This window comes from Mesorhizobium sp. M0030 (assembly GCF_040323695.1).
Taxonomy (GTDB): domain Bacteria; phylum Pseudomonadota; class Alphaproteobacteria; order Rhizobiales; family Rhizobiaceae; genus Mesorhizobium.
In genome coordinates, this window is the sequence record NZ_JAMYVE010000015.1 from 41,894 (window position 1) to 57,706 (window position 15,813).

Here is a 15,813-nt window from a genome sequence, read left to right on the forward strand (position 1 = left end):
GGGAGAAGAAAATGGCATCGATAAGCCGCGTCAAGGAACGTGCAGAAGAGCAGTCCACCACGATGAGTGTCGACCAACAGGCGACCATCCGCATGCTGGCCAACGACCTGCACCGGCTCAATCAATCGGTGATGAAGGCAGTGGAGGCCGGCGTCTCGGTGGAACTGGTGCGCTCGGCCCGGCATCATGGCGGCGACGGCAATTGGGGCGACCTGCTGATCCCGGTGATCGTCACGCAGAAGAGTCACGGCTGATCTTCCCTAACGGAAGCTTTGTGCTTGTGGAACCTATGGACCCCGCCGCTCACTGGCCGATTTCAACGTCACCCGCGGGTTTTCAGCGCGGGTGACTTTTGCTTTTGAGCGTAAACTTAACTACAGTTCGGAAACAGACCTTGTCTCCGGGGTTTAATATTTCCGGCTATATTTCGCAGTCCGTCATTTCAGCTTGACATGGCGGGCGATCTCACGCCAATTGGCTCTCGGATTTCAACCCTGCATTGAAGCAGCGCCGAGTGCCCGCCCATGTGCCCTGTGAACCGCGAGACCGACACCGCCAAACATCTGAATTCGTCAAGCAGGGACGCGAACTCCGAGATATCAACGGATTTCTCCCACGTGCTGGTCGTTGGAAAATCGCCGATCAACCGGGTGGTGGTGTCGAAGATCGTCGAGAAGTCCGGACTGAAGCCGATCTCCGAGTCGCCCGAAATGGCGGCCAAGACATTGCGAACCCTCATTCCGGGCGCCGTCGTTCTCGATGGCGGCCCCGACAACGAGGACTGCCGCGCGCTGATGGCGGCCATCGACGCCTTGCGGCGGACATCTGGGCGGTCGCTCCCCAAGGTGATCCTGCTTTCAACCAAGACCGGCACGCCCGACAGCCTGGGCCTGTCGAGCGTGGTCGATGTGGTGGTAACCAAGCCGATCACCACCGAAAGGCTGCAGCCGGTGGTCGACCGGCTGATCAGTCTCGGGCGCGGCTGATCGCAATCTGCCCGAACGCGTGCGGGGCGGTCAGCCTTCCTTGCCGATGCTCTCGATCAAAGCCGGCAGTTCGCCAAGATCGACAATCTGGCGGAAGCGCGGTGCTGCCACCGGCGGTTCGACATGTTCGAGCACCCAGGTCAGTTCGTGCGGGACGTACACACCCCAGCTCCCGGCCTCGATGGCCGGCACCACGTCCGACTTGAGCGAATTGCCGACCATCATGCTGTCCTGCGGGCTGCCGTGGCGGCCAAAGATCCTGGCATAGGTGGCGGCGCTCTTGTCGCTGACGATCTCGACGGCATCGAACAGGTCGCCAAGGCCGGACGCCGCCAGCTTGCGCTCCTGGTCGAACAGATCGCCCTTGGTGATCAGCACCAGATGGTAGGCGCCGGCGAGCTTTTCGACTGTCTCGCGCGCATGCGGCAGCGCCTCGACAGGATGGCCGAGCATGTCGCGGCCGGCGGCAAGGATTTCGGCGATCGTCGAGGCCGGCACGCGGCCCTCGGTCACTTCGATGGCCGTCTCGATCATCGACAAGGTAAAGCCCTTGATGCCGAAGCCGTAGACGGCAAGGTTGCGCTTCTCGGCCTCGAGCAGCCGTGCCGAGATGTGCTCGGCCTCGCCATGGTCGGCGAGCAGGGTTGCAAAATGCTTCTCGGTCAGGCGGAAGAACTGTTCGTTCTGCCATAGGGTATCGTCGGCGTCGAAGCCGATAGTGGTCAATTTGCCTGGCATACGGTGTCTTCTGCTGCTCGATCTGCGGGAGTTTGACCCTAATCTGCGTGGCGCGATTTTCAACCAGGAAGGCGAAGACAGGCAGCTCCCCTTCCCTTCCATCACCGGCAACAGCTATACTGTGATAATTGCAACCCAAACTGGTGAATGATGCCGCCTGCGAAAAAGGAAGTCCGTCCGTCGACCCGCGGAGGACGCGTCCGAACGCCTGCCTTCGTGAAAAATCAACGCGGCGTGAAGAACTGGAAGGAAGTCAGCGCCTGGCTGGAATGGCGCGGCATCGAAGACATAGAATGCATCACGCCTGATCAGGCTGGCGTCGCGCGCGGCAAGATGATGCCGTCGAAGAAATTCACTTCCAACACCTCGCTGGCGCTGCCGTCGGCAGTGTTCATGACGACGATTTCGGGCGGCTATCCCGAGGACGGCAACGGTTTCCACTATCCGGAGGATGATGGCGACCTGAAGCTGATGCCGGATCTGTCGACGTTGACCGTGGTGCCGTGGGAAGAAGACCCGACGGCCGCCGTCATCTGCGACCTCGTCCATCAGGATGGCCGTTCGGTCGAGTTCACGCCGCGCAACGTCCTGAAGCGCGTGGTAGCAGCCTACGACAAGCGCGGGCTGAAGCCGGTGGTGGCGCCCGAGATCGAATTCTATCTGGTGCGCAAGAACCCCGACCCGGATTATCCGTTGACCCCACCCGTCGGGCGTTCCGGACGGGCAATCGGCGGCGGCGCCGGCTATTCGATCGCCGGCGTCAACGAGTTCGACGAACTGATCGACGACATCTACCATTTCTCCGAAAGCCAGGGCCTGGAGATCGACACGCTGATCCACGAGGAAGGCGCCGGCCAGCTCGAGATCAATCTGCGTCACGGCGATCCGGTCGAGCTCGCCGACCAGGTGTTCATGTTCAAACGCACCATCCGCGAGGCAGCGCTGAAGCATGAGATCTATGCCACCTTCATGGCCAAGCCGATCCAGGGCCAGCCAGGTTCTGCCATGCACATCCACCAGTCGATCATCGACAAGAAGACCGGGCTGAATATCTTTTCAGCGAAGGACGGCTCGGAAACCGACGACTTCTTCCATTTCATCGGCGGCATGCAGAAGCATGTGCCGAACGCGCTGGTGATGTTTGCCCCTTACGTCAATTCCTACCGCCGGCTGACGCAGTCGGCCTCGGCGCCGGTCAACAACAAATGGGGCTATGACAACCGCACCACGGCGTTCCGCGTGCCGCGCTCGGATCCGGCGGCGCGGCGTGTCGAAAACCGCATCCCGTCTTCCGACGCCAACCCCTATCTGGCGCTGGCGGCCTCACTTGCCTGCGGGCTGATCGGCATCACCAACAAGATCAAGGCCGAGCCTCCGGTGCTGACCACCGCAAACGCCGATGAGATCGACCTGCCACGCGGCCTGCTCGAAGCCGTCGATCTTTTCGAAGGCGACGAGGAACTATGCGCTCTTCTGGGCAAGTCCTTCGCCGCAACATATGCAGCGATCAAGCGGGCGGAGTTCGAGACCTTCATGGAAGTGATCAGCCCGTGGGAGCGGGAGTATCTGTTGCTCAACGTGTGAGCGGCGACTTCGTCGTGTGAATGGTGAATAGTGAATGGTGAGTAGTTTCATATTGGATGGATGAGCGCAGACGTCGTGCGTCTCGCAGCCATTCACCATTCACCATTCACCATTGGCTGGTGTCCCCATGCCTTACCAATCACCTATCTCCCCCGGTCGCTCCTGGTACGAAGACACAGCCGGACCACGCCCTGAGTACCCTGCCCTGGACGGCGACCGCAGCTGCGACGTCGTCGTCGTCGGCGGTGGCTTCACCGGGCTGTCGGCGGCCGCTCATTTGGCGAAGGCGGGAGCCCACGTCGTTCTGATCGAGGCGCATCGCTTCGGCGACGGCGCTTCAGGGCGCAATGGCGGCCAGCTCGGCACGGGCCAGCGCGCCTGGGCCGAAGAGATGGAGGCCGAATACGGCTTCTCCCGCGCCAAGGCGCTGTTCGACCTTGCCGAGGAGGCGAAAGCGCACCTGCTCGAATTCGCCGCCGTCAACCAGATCGACATCGACTATATGCCCGGCCAGTTGTCCGTGGCGCACAAGCCGCGTTATCTCGACGACTACAAGGCGCATGCCGAGATCATGGCGGGCCGCTTCAATTATCCGCACATCGCCTTCATGGATGCCAGGGAAACGGCCGAACGGCTGGGCTCCACACGCTACTTCGGCGGCACCCGCGACACCGGCACCGGACACATCCACCCGATGAAGCTGGTGATCGGCACGGCAAAGGTGGCGGCAGCGGCCGGCGCGCACCTGTTCGAGCAGACACTATCGACCGGTGTTACCTCCAGCGGCGGCAAGGTCAGGGTGACGACTTCGAGAGGAACCATCACCGCCCAGAAATGCCTGATCGGTGTAAATGCCTATGGCGGCACGCTCGAGCCGGTGAGTGCCGCGCACATCATGCCCATCGGTTCCTTCATCGGCGCGACGGTGCCGCTGGGCGTCGATTCGAAAGTGCTGCCGGGCGGCGAGGCGGTCGACGATTCGCGTTTCGTCGTGCGTTATTTCCGCAAATCCACGGATGGAAGGCTGCTGTTCGGCGGGCGCGAGGTCTATGGCGTCAACGATCCGAAGGACATCCATGTCCATATCCGCCGGCAGATAGCCGAGCTTTATCCGGAACTGAGCGATGTCGAGATCACCCATGGCTGGGGCGGCTATGTCGGCATCACCATGCCCAGGAAACCGTTCGTGCGCGAGGTGATGCCCAATGTGATCTCGGCCGGAGGCTATTCCGGCCACGGCGTGATGCTGTCGAACTTCTTCGGCAAGCTCTATGCCCAGACCGTCGCCGGCAACCGCGACAGACTGAAGCTGATCGAGGACCTGAACATCCCGGCTTTTCCCGGCGGCCGGCGATTTAGAACGCCATTATTGTTCTTGGCACTGAACTGGTTTGCCCTGAGGGACCGAATATAGGGAAAGTATCTCATATCAGCCGTGGCTGGTACTGAGCTGATTCTATTGAGCTGTTGGTTGCCGCAGCGAGACGTTGCAGAATCCTTAGCAAGAGCGCACAATTCCCCTGAGGGCGCACTGATGCCACAATCAAGGGCAAAGGATGCCGGTTCTGGGCGATTGAACGGGGATTTCTGCGGGCCTGCCCGCTTTGTTGTTGGGACCGATGCCGATCGAATGCCGGGCTGCCGGCGCCGATCGAAAGAACACCGGCTCATCTTTTGGAGGTGGCAAGAGTGAACGAGCCCTTCAGTTTCGGCGCGCCGGAACGTCGGCGCTTCGCCATGCAATTCGGTTATGACATGCGGCCCTCCTTCTGGCAGGGGGTGCGCACGAATTCGCATCTGGTGATCGCCGCGGTCGGCACCGCAGCGCTGCTTGGCGTGGCGGGCATAGCGCTTTGGCTGGCATTGCCGGCCAACGACCGGCAAGCGATCGCCAGCACACAGCAGAACGTTCCGACTTTTCCGGTCAAGACGACCAAGATTGCCCCGGTCGCGGCGACGGCTACCGCGGTAGCGGCGCCACAAGCCGCGCCCAAGGGCGACGCGGTTTCAACGACGGTCGCTGTGGGTGGGGCTGCCATGCCGCCGCTGTCGGCCAACGATCCGCGCTGGACTGCGGCGCAATCCAACAGCGACCCTGCCGCGACGCCATCCGATCAGGCTCCTGCCGAGCAGGCTGCCGCCAAACCGTCCGATGCTGCGGCATTCGAAGAACCGGCGACGCAGAGCGACGCCACGACGCAGCTGTCAAAGGTCGCTGCTCCCGCCAATGACGACGACGCCGAGACCGCCGCCATACCGACGCCAAAACCGCAACTTCCAGACGAGCAATCTTCCGCCGCAACGGACGATACCCAGGCCAAGGCCAAGCCACAGAAGGTGGCTGCTGCCGCCGGCACCGGACGCATCCTCAGGGCGGTGACAATGCGCAGCGGTCCGCAGAAAAACGCCGCCGCCATGGGGACCGTGCCCGCCAAGTCGTCGGTGCAGGTGATGAGTTGCAAGAAATGGTGCCAGATCGTCTACAACGGCAAGCGCGGCTGGATCTACAAGAGCTACATCAAGACCGGGGATTGAGACAACGACGTCGTCGAGCCTGCCCAAGACGAAGCCGCCAAATTCTGGTCAGCCGCCGAGCAGCCATCTGAAACGGTGTCTTCTGCGAGCAAGTTTGCGCTTCGCCAGGAAATCCCGCTGTTCCTCGAACGGCACTTCGTAGAGGCCGCACATTTGGCAGCTTTCCGACTTGCGGCATATCGGGACCCAGCATTTGACGTCGTGTGTCCAGGCGAGCGCGATCCTTTCCAGATGAAGGTTGGACGAACTTTTCAGCAGAATCAGTTCTCCTGGGACTGCCGTCCGTTTGATATGATCCGAAACTTCCTTGGCAGTGCGAAGCTCAATGAAACGGCCGCTGTCGCGGTCGGCCTGGCTGGCGCGCGAGCGATGCGCATTGTCGCCGGTATAAATGACCTCATCGGCGATTTCGCGCGCGATGTTGTAGGCGGCGCCGTATTTCCTCGACGAGCCGGCGTAGTCGGATATCTGCCCCAGCACAATGCGCTTGCGAGCACCCTTGGCCTTTGCAATCATCTCCAGAGCAATGTTGAGCGAATGCCAGGGCGCTTTGGCCGTATCGACCAGGAATTTCGGACCCGCGGATACCTCTTGCACCGTAGAGCGGTTGGGCAGTGGTGCAAACGATGCCGTTCTCGCTACGACTTGCTCTGGCGGGACGCCAAGTTCCAAGGCGGCGGCAACAGCCGCTGCAGTCGGCAGCCAGAATTGCTCGCCGGGAAAAGGCGCTTGAATATTCAGGCTGCCATCGCGCCAATGAAGGGTGAACCGCAGCAATTCCGGATACGCGGCATGCACGTCACTCACGCGGTAGTCTGCCTCGCCGGACTGGCCGAAGGTCGCAATCCGGCATTTCGCGCCAGACGCCATGCCGATCACCAGTGGGTCATCGCAATTGAGAACCGCAAGTCCATCAGGTTGGAGTGCCCCGACCAGCGCCCGCTTCTCTCCCGCCACAGCTTCCAGAGTCTTGAACTTGCCGAAATGCTCCAGACGGATCATCGTAACCACCGCCACACTCGGCTTCAGCATCTGCGCCATGGCGCTGATCGTGCCGAAGTCGGAAGCGCCGGCTTCGAAAACGACGTAATCGACTTTGCCGGCCTTCCTCAGGCGCTTGTAAAGCGTTCGGATGAGCGCAGGCATTGTATTGGCCTGGGCCTGTAGATGCACCTTGCCTTGGGCGGCCAGTATGTGTGCAAGCAGGCTGGTGGATGTGGATTTGCCGGAGCTGCCGGTGATGCCGATGAACGTCCCCTTGTTACGCGCCCGCACCCAGCGCGCCTGCAGCCGTCGCAGCGCCCAGCCCAAGTCCTTGCGAATTTTCAGCAATTCCAGTTTCACACCCCGCCAGCTTTTAGCCCAGCCTAATATGCGTCGTGCCAAGTTCCAGAGTCAAACGGGCGCTGGCGTGCTTCAGCCAAAGATTCTAGCGGCCGAGGAGCCGCAGCAGTCTGTGCTTGCGGCGCTTCGATTTTCTCTGCGCCACAAACTCACGGTGCTGCTCAAACGGCACTTCATAGAGGCCGCATTGCTCGCATCCCTCGGTCTTGCCGCATACCGAAACCCAGCACTGGACGTCGTGGGTCCAGGCAAGAGCGACACGCTCGAGGTGCAGATTGGACGAGCTCTTGAGCAGGATCAACTCGTCACGCTGCGCGGTTTGGGCGATGTAGTCCGACACTTCCCTGGCCGTGCGCAATTCGATGAAGCGGCCGCTGTCGCGATCTGCCTGGTTCGCCTTGGAGCGATGGGCATGATCGCCGGCATAAATCACCTGGTCTGCAATCTCGCGCGCGCTGCTGTAGGCTTGGGCATATCTGTTATTCGAGCCGGAAAAATCCGATAGCTGGCCAAGAACGATACGTTTTCGCCCGAATGTCGATCCGGCTACCATGTCGAAGGCAAGGCTCAGCGAATGCCAGGGCGCCTTTGCGGCATCCACGATGAAGTGGGGGCCGCCCGCGGGGACGAGCACCTGGCCGCGATTTTCCAGAGGCTGGAACGTCGCGGTTCTGTCCTTGACCATCTGCGCAGGCACGCCCAGTTCAAGAGCGGTTGCAACCGCCGCTGACGTCGGCAGCCAGAAATGCTGGCCGGGGAACGACGTCTCGATATCGAGCACACCGCCGCGCCAGTGGAGCGAGAACCGCAACGGCTTGGGATAGGCTGCCTCGATATCGCTGACGCGATAATCCGCCTGCTCCGATGTGCCGAATGTGACGGAACGGCAATAGCTCGCCGAGGCCATGCCCATCACAAGAGGGTCATCGGCATTGAGCATCGCGAAGCCGCCCGGCTCCAGCGCCGCGACTAGGGCGCTCTTTTCTCGAGCGACGTTTTCCACAGTCTTGAAACTGGCCCGATGCTCCAGCCGGACCATTGTGACAACAGCCACGTCGGGGCGAAGCAACTCGGCCATGGGCTTCATTGTATCCGGGCCGAATGCAGCAGCCTCGAAGACGACGTAGTCGGTTTTGCCGCCCTTTCCCATTCGCCTGGATAGGGTCGAGACCAACAGTTTCATAGTGTTGGCCAGAACCTGTGTGTGGACCGAACCATGACCGGCCAGGATGTGTCCAAGCAGGCTTCCCGCCGTGGTCTTGCCGGAGCTTCCGGTAATGCCGATGAAAATCGCCTTGCTTTGTGCCCGCGCACGCGTGGCCAGGTAAAGCCGCAGCCGCCATCCCAGATCGTAGCGACTTTTCTGCTGCCTGATCTTCATCACCCGCCAACACTATCCACGATCCCGTTATGCCTTTTGGGGGATCGAGAAGTCAAACGGGGGTCCGGCGTGACGACGTCAACTGTTCGTTCCTCGGCTGGCCGGCGCACCGATGCGAACTCTTGCCGATGTGGCTCTGCCTGCCATGCATTGCGAACAGCGAGGTACTTCCCGAATTGCTCAAATGCAGCGGCCGCCGTCGACCTCCAGCGCCACACCGGTGATGAAGGCGGCTTCGTCCGACGCAAGCCAAAGCGCAGCGTTGGCGATATCGAGCGGCGTCGACAGACGGCCGAGCGGTATCGAGGCACGGAATTTCTCGCGGATCTCGGGCGTGTCAGTGCCCATGAATTTCTCCAGCATGCCGGTCTCGCCGGCGACCGGGCAAAGGCAGTTCACGCGGATGTTCTTGGGCGCGAGTTCGACCGCCATCGACTTGGTCGCGGTGATCGCCCAGCCCTTCGAGGCATTGTACCAGGTGAGCCCCGGACGCGGCCGCAAACCGGCGGTCGAAGCCGTGGTCAGGATGACGCCGCCGCCCTGCCGCTCCATGATCGGCACCACGGCAAGTGCGGCGTGATAGATCGCCTTCATGTTGACTGAAGTGATCAGGTCGAAGGTCGCCTCGTCGACCTCGAGCATGTCGCCATTGCGATGGGTGTAGCCGGCATTGTTGACCATGATATCGATGCGGCCGAAGGCGCTTTCTGCGGCATGGACCATCTCGTCGAATTCGGAACGCTGCGAAACGTCGGTCTGGGTCCAGATCGCGGCCTGGCCGATCTCTGCTGCAACGCGCTTCGCGCCCTTGGCGTTGAGGTCGGCGACGACGACCTTGGCGCCCTCTTCGGCAAAGCGCCTGGCCATGCCTTCGCCGAAACCTGACGCAGCACCCGTGATGACGGCAACCTTGTTTTCCAGACGCATGCTTTTTCCGCTCATTGAAGACCCACCTCGCAAGCGCATTTTCCTTTTTGTTTGATGCGTGTCTGTCTCCCAGAACCGCTTCGCACTTCTGGGCGACACGCATTAGCTTTCGTCACATTCCCGCTTTATGTTGCAGGCGCGAAAGCCCCGGGACCATCGCTTGACGAAAGGCCTCCGGGTGCAAGCCAGTGTCAAGGCACATTTGGACCGAATCAATATGCAGTGATTTGTCCTTATGTGACACCATGGCACTGGATAATTTAAATCGATTAGATTATATCCAGCCGCGTCACAGCGAGCGGCGTCAAAGCGGACAGACCATGACCAGCCAGATCATTCCCGTCGAGCCTTTCGACTTCATCATTTTCGGTGGCACCGGCGACCTGTCGGAACGCAAGCTGCTGCCCTCGCTCTACCACCGCCAGCGCGACCACCAGTTTTCCGAGCCGACCCGCATCATCGGCACCTCGCGCTCCAAGATGAGCGACGAGGAATTCCAGGCTTTCGCCAAGCAGGCGATTTCCCAGCATGTTAAGCCGGCCGACATCGACGCCGAGGAACTCAAGACATTTCTTGCCCGGCTGTCCTACGTATCGGCCGACGCGACGACGGGTGCCGGCTTCGACAAGCTGAAAAAGGCGATCGGCGAAAGCGACCGCATTCGCGCTTTCTATCTGGCGGTTGCGCCGGCGCTGTTCGGCGACATCTCGCACCAGCTGAAAGCCCACAATCTCATCACGCCGAATTCGCGCATCGTGCTGGAGAAGCCGATCGGCCGCGACCTCGATTCGGCGCGCAAGCTCAACGACGTGGTTGGAGACGACTTCCACGAAAGCCAGATCTTCCGCATCGACCACTATCTCGGAAAGGAGACGGTGCAGAATCTGATGGCGCTGCGCTTTGCCAACGCGCTCTATGAGCCGCTTTGGAATTCTGCCCATATCGACCATGTGCAGATCACGGTGGCCGAGACCGTCGGTCTTGAAGACCGCGTCACCTACTACGACAAGGCCGGCGCGCTGCGCGACATGGTGCAGAACCACATGCTGCAGCTGCTCTGCCTGGTTGCCATGGAGGCGCCATCGTCGATGGATGCCGATGCCGTGCGCGACGAGAAGCTGAAGGTGCTGCGGGCGCTGAAGCGCATCAACGGCAATGAGGCACCCAAGCACACCGTGCGCGGGCAGTACCGCGCCGGCGCCTCTGCAGGCGGCGCGGTGAAAGGCTATGTCGAGGAACTCGGCAAAGACAGCTCCACCGAGACCTTCGTCGCCATCAAGGCCGAGATCGGCAATTGGCGCTGGGCCGGCGTGCCGTTCTATCTCCGGACCGGCAAAAGGCTGGCGACCCGCGTTTCGGAAATCGTCATCGAGTTCAAGCCGATCCCGCATTCGATCTTCGGCGACAGCGCCGGGCCGATCTCAGCCAACCAACTGGTGATCCGGCTGCAGCCCGACGAAGGCGTCAAGCAGTTCATCATGATCAAGGATCCAGGCCCGGGCGGCATGCGGCTGCGCCAGATCCCGCTCGACATGAGCTTTGCAACATCTTTCGACGGTCGCGCGCCGGACGCCTATGAACGGCTGATCATGGATGTTATCCGCGGCAACCAGACGCTGTTCATGCGCCGCGACGAAGTCGAGGCGGCATGGAAGTGGATCGACCCGATCCAGAACGCCTGGGAAAGCGCCAGGCAGGAGGCGCAAGGCTATACGGCCGGCACATGGGGTCCCTCGGCCTCGATTGCGCTGATCGAACGCGACGGGCGGACATGGCACGAAAGCAATTGAGCGAGCCCGTCTATAACTGGAACGGCTTTGCCGGGCGCCAGGATCTGGCGGCAGCCCTTGCCGGCAATGTCGCGGCGCGCCTGACCAAGGCCATCGACGAGCGCGGCACGGCCCTGCTTGCCGTTTCCGGCGGCACCACGCCGGCAAAGTTCTTTGCAGCACTTTCGGCCATTCCGATCGCCTGGAACAAGGTGACGGTGACGCTGGTCGACGAACGGTTCGTGCCGGCCTCCTCGCCGCGCTCGAATGCGGGGCTGGTCGCGGCCAACCTGCTGCAGAACAAGGCGGCTGCCGCGCACTTCGTGCCGCTCTACCATGAGGCGGCAAGCATCGAGACCGCCGCGGCGGCCGACGATGCGGCGCTGAAGGCTCTGCCCTGGCCCCTCGATGTCGTCGTGCTCGGCATGGGCGGCGACGGCCACACCGCCTCGTTCTTTCCCGACGCCGAGAATCTCGGCGATTTGCTCGACCCGGCCTCATCAAGGATCGTGCTGCCGGTTCACGCGGCAAGCGCCGGCGAACCCCGGTTGACGCTGCCGCTGGCGCGGATCGTCGACGCCGGCTTCATCGCGCTGCATATAGAAGGCGAGGACAAGCGCACCGCCTTCGACGGTGCGATGGGACCGGGTGCGAAAAAGCCCATCCGCAAAGTGCTCGAAGCGGCACCCACCCCGGTAGAGGTGTTCTGGGCACCCTGATTTCACGCAAAGCAGTCCCGGCAGACGGTGGAGGACGTTCTTCCGGGGCTCGAAAGGACCGACCATGACAGCCAGACGCGACATCGAAGCCATCACGGAACGCATCCGCCAACGCTCGAAAGCCGGCCGCGAGCGCTATCTCGGCCGCATCGCCGAGACCTCCAGCCGCGCCGCCAACCGGGGGGTTCTGTCTTGCGGCAACCTCGCGCATGGCTTTGCCGTCTGCAGCCCGTCTGAAAAGCTTGCGCTCGGCGCCGACAAGGTGCCGAACCTCGGCATCATTACCTCCTACAATGACATGCTGTCGGCGCATCAGCCCTTCGAAACCTTCCCGGCGCTGATCAAGGAAGCCGCGAAGGAAGTTGGCGGCATCGCGCAAGTGGCCGGCGGCGTGCCCGCCATGTGCGATGGCGTGACCCAGGGACAGCCCGGCATGGAGCTCTCGCTGTTTTCGCGCGACGTGATCGCCATGTCCGCGGCGATCGGCCTGTCGCACAACATGTTCGACGCCGCCGTCTATCTCGGCGTCTGCGACAAGATCGTACCGGGGCTTGTGATCGCGGCTCTCACCTTCGGCCATCTGCCGGCGGTGTTCGTGCCGGCCGGGCCGATGACGACGGGCCTGCCCAACGACGAGAAGGCCAAGGTTCGCCAGCTCTATGCCGAGGGCAAGGCCGGACGCGCAGAACTGCTCGAAGCGGAGTCTAAATCCTATCACGGGCCGGGCACCTGCACCTTCTATGGCACCGCCAATTCCAACCAGATGCTGATGGAGATCATGGGCCTGCATACGCCCGGCGCGTCCTTCGTCAATCCAGGCACGCCGCTGCGCGACGCGCTGACGCGCGAGGCGACCAGGCGAGCCCTGGAGATCACCGCGCTCGGCAACGCCTACACGCCGGTCGGCCGCATGATCGACGAGCGCTCTTTCGTCAATGGCGTCGTCGGCCTGCACGCCACCGGCGGCTCTACCAACCACACCATCCATCTCATCGCCATGGCCGCGGCGGCCGGCATCACGCTGACCTGGCAGGACATTTCCGACCTGTCGGAAGCGGTGCCGCTTCTCGCGCGCGTCTATCCGAACGGGCTTGCCGACGTGAACCATTTCCACGCCGCCGGCGGGCTTGGCTTCCTGATCCGCGAATTGCTCGACGAAGGCATCCTGCATGAGGATGTGCAGACGGTATGGGGCGAAGGCCTGAGGCCCTATGCGGTCGAGGCCCGGCTCGGCGAAGATGGCGGCGTCGTGCGTGAAGCCTCGCCGCTGCAGAGCGGCGACGAGAAGGTGCTGGCGCCGTTCAAGAAGGCCTTCCAGCCGACCGGCGGCCTGAAGGTGCTCGCCGGCAATCTCGGCCACGCCGTCATCAAGACGTCCGCCGTGAAGCCGGAACGCCGCGTCATCGAGGCGCCGGCCAAGGTGTTCGACAGCCAGCAGGGACTGAACGAAGCCTTCAAGGCCGGCACGCTGACCGGCGACTTCATCGCCGTCATCCGCTTCCAGGGCCCGAAGGCAAACGGCATGCCGGAACTGCACAAGCTGACCACCGTGCTCGGCATCCTGCAGGATCGTGGCCAGCGCGTCGCGCTGGTCACGGACGGGCGCATGTCTGGCGCTTCCGGCAAGGTGCCGGCGGCGATCCATGTAACGCCGGAAGCGGTCGAGGAAGGGCCGATCGCCAGGATCCATGACGGCGACATCATCCGGCTCGACGCCGATGCCGGCACGCTGGAAGTGCTGGTGCCGGGGCCCGAGCTCGCGCTGCGCCGCACGGCCGACATCGATCTCATCGGCAACGAGTTCGGTTTCGGCCGCGAGCTGTTCGCTGGTTTCCGCCAGTTGGTCGGCCGCGCCGACCACGGCGCCAGTGCTTTCGGCACGGCCTGACCAGATTGCCTTATCCATGAAAAAGGGCGACTCGTGGCCGCCCTTTTTTGCGTTCGTCCATACGATCCTATTGCACCGTGAGCTCGGCTCGCTCGCCGGCCTTGACCGTTACGGTGCCTTCCTTCGAGCTGTTGTCCGACTTCTCCGAAACGACCACATAATCGCCAGTCGCTATCGCCGCCTGATACTTCTGGTCGTAAGCGTAGCCAAGCGACTTGCGATTGCCGTTGATGTCTTTCTTAGCCTCGAAAATCTCGATCTTTGAAGCGCCGGGCGCGGTGATTGCCAGCACGCCGGCGTTCATGGCGACCTTCACATCCTGGAATTCGCCGACCTTGACGGTGAACGGCCGCTCGACGACCGCGAGGTCGACCGTCGCAATCAACACATAGTCATCGGCCGGCAGATCGAACTTGCTGTCAGGGCCATAGGAGTAGGTCACCTCTTCCCTGGTCCCGTCGATCTTCTTTTTCGCCTTGAAGACCTTGAAGCCGATGCCTGAACCATCGGCCTTGTCGCCGCCGGCGACATAGTAGGCGTTGGCCACGACATGCCCGACGCCGACGATGATGTCCTTTTCGACCGTCTTGCCGGCAGCGAGCGGAATCGTCTCGGTAGCCACGCCCTGGCCGATGGTGACAGTCACTTTCTCGTCGCCGGCCGGCAACACCACCTTGGTGGTGCCATAGTAGGTCGCGGGGTTATCGGCGCCCGGATAGTCGATCACGACAGCCGCGCCATCGACAACATCCGCCCCCACGCTTGGTCGCGGATGAATGATGAGCGTGCCGGCATTCAGGGTGAAGAGCGGCTTGTAGATCTGGCTTGCCTCGACCTTGAGCTTTTGTTCGGTCTTGGCCTCCCCGTCGCGCGCGACGATGATGTAGTCGCCCGGCTCCAGATTGCCCTTGTAGGCGCCGTATTCGGTGGTGACGTTGTAGCCACGCGTGCCATCAGGCTTGGCCTTGTAGACCTCCCAGGCATTGCCGTCGGTGATCGGATCGCCGCCTTCCGCCATGACCACGGTCGGGATGAAATTGAATTCGGGCTTTGCCGGTTCAGGGGCAGGCGCCGGAGCGGGTTCGGGTGCCGGCGCCGGAGCCGGCGCGGCGACGGTTTCGACCAGTGCTTCCTGCAGCGCCTTCTCGTCCGAGGCCTGGATATATTTGCCGCCGGTGTTGTCGGCAAGGCAGGCGATCTGCTTGCCCTCGTCAGCGGTCAGGCCGAAGCCGACGACGTCGACGGTGAAATCGACGCCTGAGGCCTCCAGTTCCTTGCCCAGCGCGCACGGGTCACCTTCGCAGGTTTCAAGCCCATCGGTGATGAGAACCACGGTCGCCTTGTCCTCGGTGTATTTCAGAGCTTCGGCCGCCTGCTTGACGGCTGCGGTCAGCGGCGTCTTGCCGAGGAATTTCAGGCTGTCGGCAGCGGCCGAAATGGCGCTAGCCGAGCCGGCTTGCGGCGGCACGATCAGCTCGATGTCGTCGCAGCTGCCCTTTTCGCGGTGGCCATAGGCCATTAAGCCGATCTCGTCGTCGCCCGGGACCGACTGCAGTACGGTCCTCAGCGATTCGCGCGCGATCTCGAGCTTCGGCTTGCCGTCGATCTGGGCCCACATCGAGCCTGAAGCGTCAAGAATGATGATAACCCTATTGGCGGCAAAGCCGAGCGAAGTCATCGACAAAAGGAGCAGCGCCGCAGCGACGCTCCGCAAAAGTCCCGCCATCGAAATCTCCTTGAGGCCGCCCTCTGATCCGCGCCGGAAGCTATTTGACAGCGCGTCCGGACACAAGCCTGGAGCGGGTTACTAGATCATGATGAGATTTGGATGAAATCTCATCATGATCTAACCCTTTGTTGGAGCACGATCTTTTCCAAAAACCGGCACCCACTTTTTGGGATCATGCTTCTAACGGTTGCAGTGTAACAGGATCGGCACCGG

General features: G+C 62.1%; 13 protein-coding genes. 8 read left to right on the top strand and 5 right to left on the bottom strand.

Annotated features, from left to right (window positions below):
• Window positions 1-11 precede the first annotated feature (11 nt).
• Both NKJ80_RS25930 and NKJ80_RS25935 read left to right on the top strand, forming a co-directional pair.
• Window positions 12-254, top strand: a complete 243-nt coding sequence (locus NKJ80_RS25930; protein WP_023669318.1) for an SMc00767 family acetate metabolism repressor — start codon at window positions 12-14, stop codon at window positions 252-254.
• Between the two features lie 270 nt (window positions 255-524).
• Complete coding sequence (locus NKJ80_RS25935; protein WP_023669317.1) at window positions 525-986, top strand: response regulator; 462 nt, start codon at window positions 525-527, stop codon at window positions 984-986.
• A 30-nt stretch (window positions 987-1,016) separates the two neighbouring features.
• On the opposite strand, the gene NKJ80_RS25940 is transcribed toward NKJ80_RS25935, so the two are convergent.
• Window positions 1,017-1,724 carry an HAD family hydrolase gene (locus NKJ80_RS25940; protein ID WP_352498572.1) on the bottom strand — a complete coding sequence of 236 codons (708 nt, stop codon included), beginning with the start codon at window positions 1,722-1,724 and terminating at the stop codon, window positions 1,017-1,019.
• Between the two features lie 147 nt (window positions 1,725-1,871).
• Between NKJ80_RS25940 and NKJ80_RS25945 the strand changes: the two genes are divergently transcribed.
• The 3 genes from NKJ80_RS25945 (at window position 1,872) to NKJ80_RS25955 (ending at window position 5,843) form a co-directional block, all read left to right on the top strand.
• On the top strand, window positions 1,872-3,308 hold the full coding sequence (locus NKJ80_RS25945; protein ID WP_023669313.1) for a glutamine synthetase family protein: 1,437 nt from the start codon (window positions 1,872-1,874) through the stop codon (window positions 3,306-3,308).
• Between the two features lie 127 nt (window positions 3,309-3,435).
• Window positions 3,436-4,722, top strand: coding sequence for an NAD(P)/FAD-dependent oxidoreductase (locus tag NKJ80_RS25950; RefSeq protein WP_023806620.1), 1,287 nt, complete (start codon window positions 3,436-3,438; stop codon window positions 4,720-4,722).
• 275 nt (window positions 4,723-4,997) lie between these two features.
• A complete protein-coding gene (locus NKJ80_RS25955; RefSeq protein WP_023806619.1) occupies window positions 4,998-5,843 on the top strand; it encodes an SH3 domain-containing protein in 846 nt (281 codons plus the stop codon).
• A gap of 48 nt (window positions 5,844-5,891) precedes the next feature.
• Here the strand turns inward: NKJ80_RS25955 and NKJ80_RS25960 are convergent, their stop codons facing one another.
• The 3 genes from NKJ80_RS25960 to NKJ80_RS25970 all read right to left on the bottom strand — a co-directional run bounded on the left by NKJ80_RS25960 (window position 5,892) and on the right by NKJ80_RS25970 (window position 9,495).
• Window positions 5,892-7,187 carry a Mur ligase family protein gene (locus NKJ80_RS25960; RefSeq protein ID WP_352498573.1) on the bottom strand — a complete coding sequence of 432 codons (1,296 nt, stop codon included), beginning with the start codon at window positions 7,185-7,187 and terminating at the stop codon, window positions 5,892-5,894.
• Window positions 7,188-7,272: 85 nt separating this feature from the next.
• Complete coding sequence (locus NKJ80_RS25965; protein WP_352463254.1) at window positions 7,273-8,568, bottom strand: Mur ligase family protein; 1,296 nt, start codon at window positions 8,566-8,568, stop codon at window positions 7,273-7,275.
• Window positions 8,569-8,748: 180 nt separating this feature from the next.
• The gene (locus NKJ80_RS25970) at window positions 8,749-9,495 is read right to left on the bottom strand and encodes an SDR family oxidoreductase (protein ID WP_031205266.1); all 747 of its coding nucleotides are present in this window, start codon (window positions 9,493-9,495) and stop codon (window positions 8,749-8,751) included.
• Between the two features lie 320 nt (window positions 9,496-9,815).
• On the opposite strand from NKJ80_RS25970, the gene zwf reads away from it, so the two are divergent.
• The 3 genes from zwf to edd all read left to right on the top strand — a co-directional run bounded on the left by zwf (window position 9,816) and on the right by edd (window position 13,871).
• Window positions 9,816-11,285, top strand: coding sequence for a glucose-6-phosphate dehydrogenase (gene zwf, locus NKJ80_RS25975; RefSeq protein ID WP_023669307.1), 1,470 nt, complete (start codon window positions 9,816-9,818; stop codon window positions 11,283-11,285).
• Window positions 11,267-11,983, top strand: a complete 717-nt coding sequence (gene pgl, locus NKJ80_RS25980; protein WP_023669306.1) for a 6-phosphogluconolactonase — start codon at window positions 11,267-11,269, stop codon at window positions 11,981-11,983. The genes zwf and pgl overlap by 19 nt, the downstream gene beginning before the upstream one ends.
• 64 nt (window positions 11,984-12,047) lie before the next feature.
• Complete coding sequence (gene edd / locus NKJ80_RS25985; RefSeq protein WP_352498574.1) at window positions 12,048-13,871, top strand: phosphogluconate dehydratase; 1,824 nt, start codon at window positions 12,048-12,050, stop codon at window positions 13,869-13,871.
• A 67-nt stretch (window positions 13,872-13,938) separates the two neighbouring features.
• Here the strand turns inward: edd and NKJ80_RS25990 are convergent, their stop codons facing one another.
• Window positions 13,939-15,597: a vWA domain-containing protein gene (locus NKJ80_RS25990; protein WP_352498575.1), complete on the bottom strand. Its 1,659-nt coding sequence runs from the start codon at window positions 15,595-15,597 to the stop codon at window positions 13,939-13,941.
• Window positions 15,598-15,813: the final 216 nt, after the last annotated feature.

Excerpts from the sequence above, each read along its gene's own strand:
- NKJ80_RS25930 (WP_023669318.1), top strand. The coding sequence starts at position 12 with ATGGCATCGATAAGCCGCGTCAAGGAACGTGCAGAAGAGCAGTCCACC.
- NKJ80_RS25935 (WP_023669317.1), top strand. The coding sequence starts at position 525 with ATGTGCCCTGTGAACCGCGAGACCGACACCGCCAAACATCTGAATTCG.
- NKJ80_RS25940 (WP_352498572.1), bottom strand. The coding sequence starts at position 1,724 with ATGCCAGGCAAATTGACCACTATCGGCTTCGACGCCGACGATACCCTA.
- NKJ80_RS25945 (WP_023669313.1), top strand. The coding sequence starts at position 1,872 with ATGATGCCGCCTGCGAAAAAGGAAGTCCGTCCGTCGACCCGCGGAGGA.
- NKJ80_RS25950 (WP_023806620.1), top strand. The coding sequence starts at position 3,436 with ATGCCTTACCAATCACCTATCTCCCCCGGTCGCTCCTGGTACGAAGAC.
- NKJ80_RS25965 (WP_352463254.1), bottom strand. The coding sequence starts at position 8,568 with ATGAAGATCAGGCAGCAGAAAAGTCGCTACGATCTGGGATGGCGGCTG.
- NKJ80_RS25970 (WP_031205266.1), bottom strand. The coding sequence starts at position 9,495 with ATGCGTCTGGAAAACAAGGTTGCCGTCATCACGGGTGCTGCGTCAGGT.
- zwf (WP_023669307.1), top strand. The coding sequence starts at position 9,816 with ATGACCAGCCAGATCATTCCCGTCGAGCCTTTCGACTTCATCATTTTC.
- pgl (WP_023669306.1), top strand. The coding sequence starts at position 11,267 with ATGGCACGAAAGCAATTGAGCGAGCCCGTCTATAACTGGAACGGCTTT.
- edd (WP_352498574.1), top strand. The coding sequence starts at position 12,048 with ATGACAGCCAGACGCGACATCGAAGCCATCACGGAACGCATCCGCCAA.
- NKJ80_RS25990 (WP_352498575.1), bottom strand. The coding sequence starts at position 15,597 with ATGGCGGGACTTTTGCGGAGCGTCGCTGCGGCGCTGCTCCTTTTGTCG.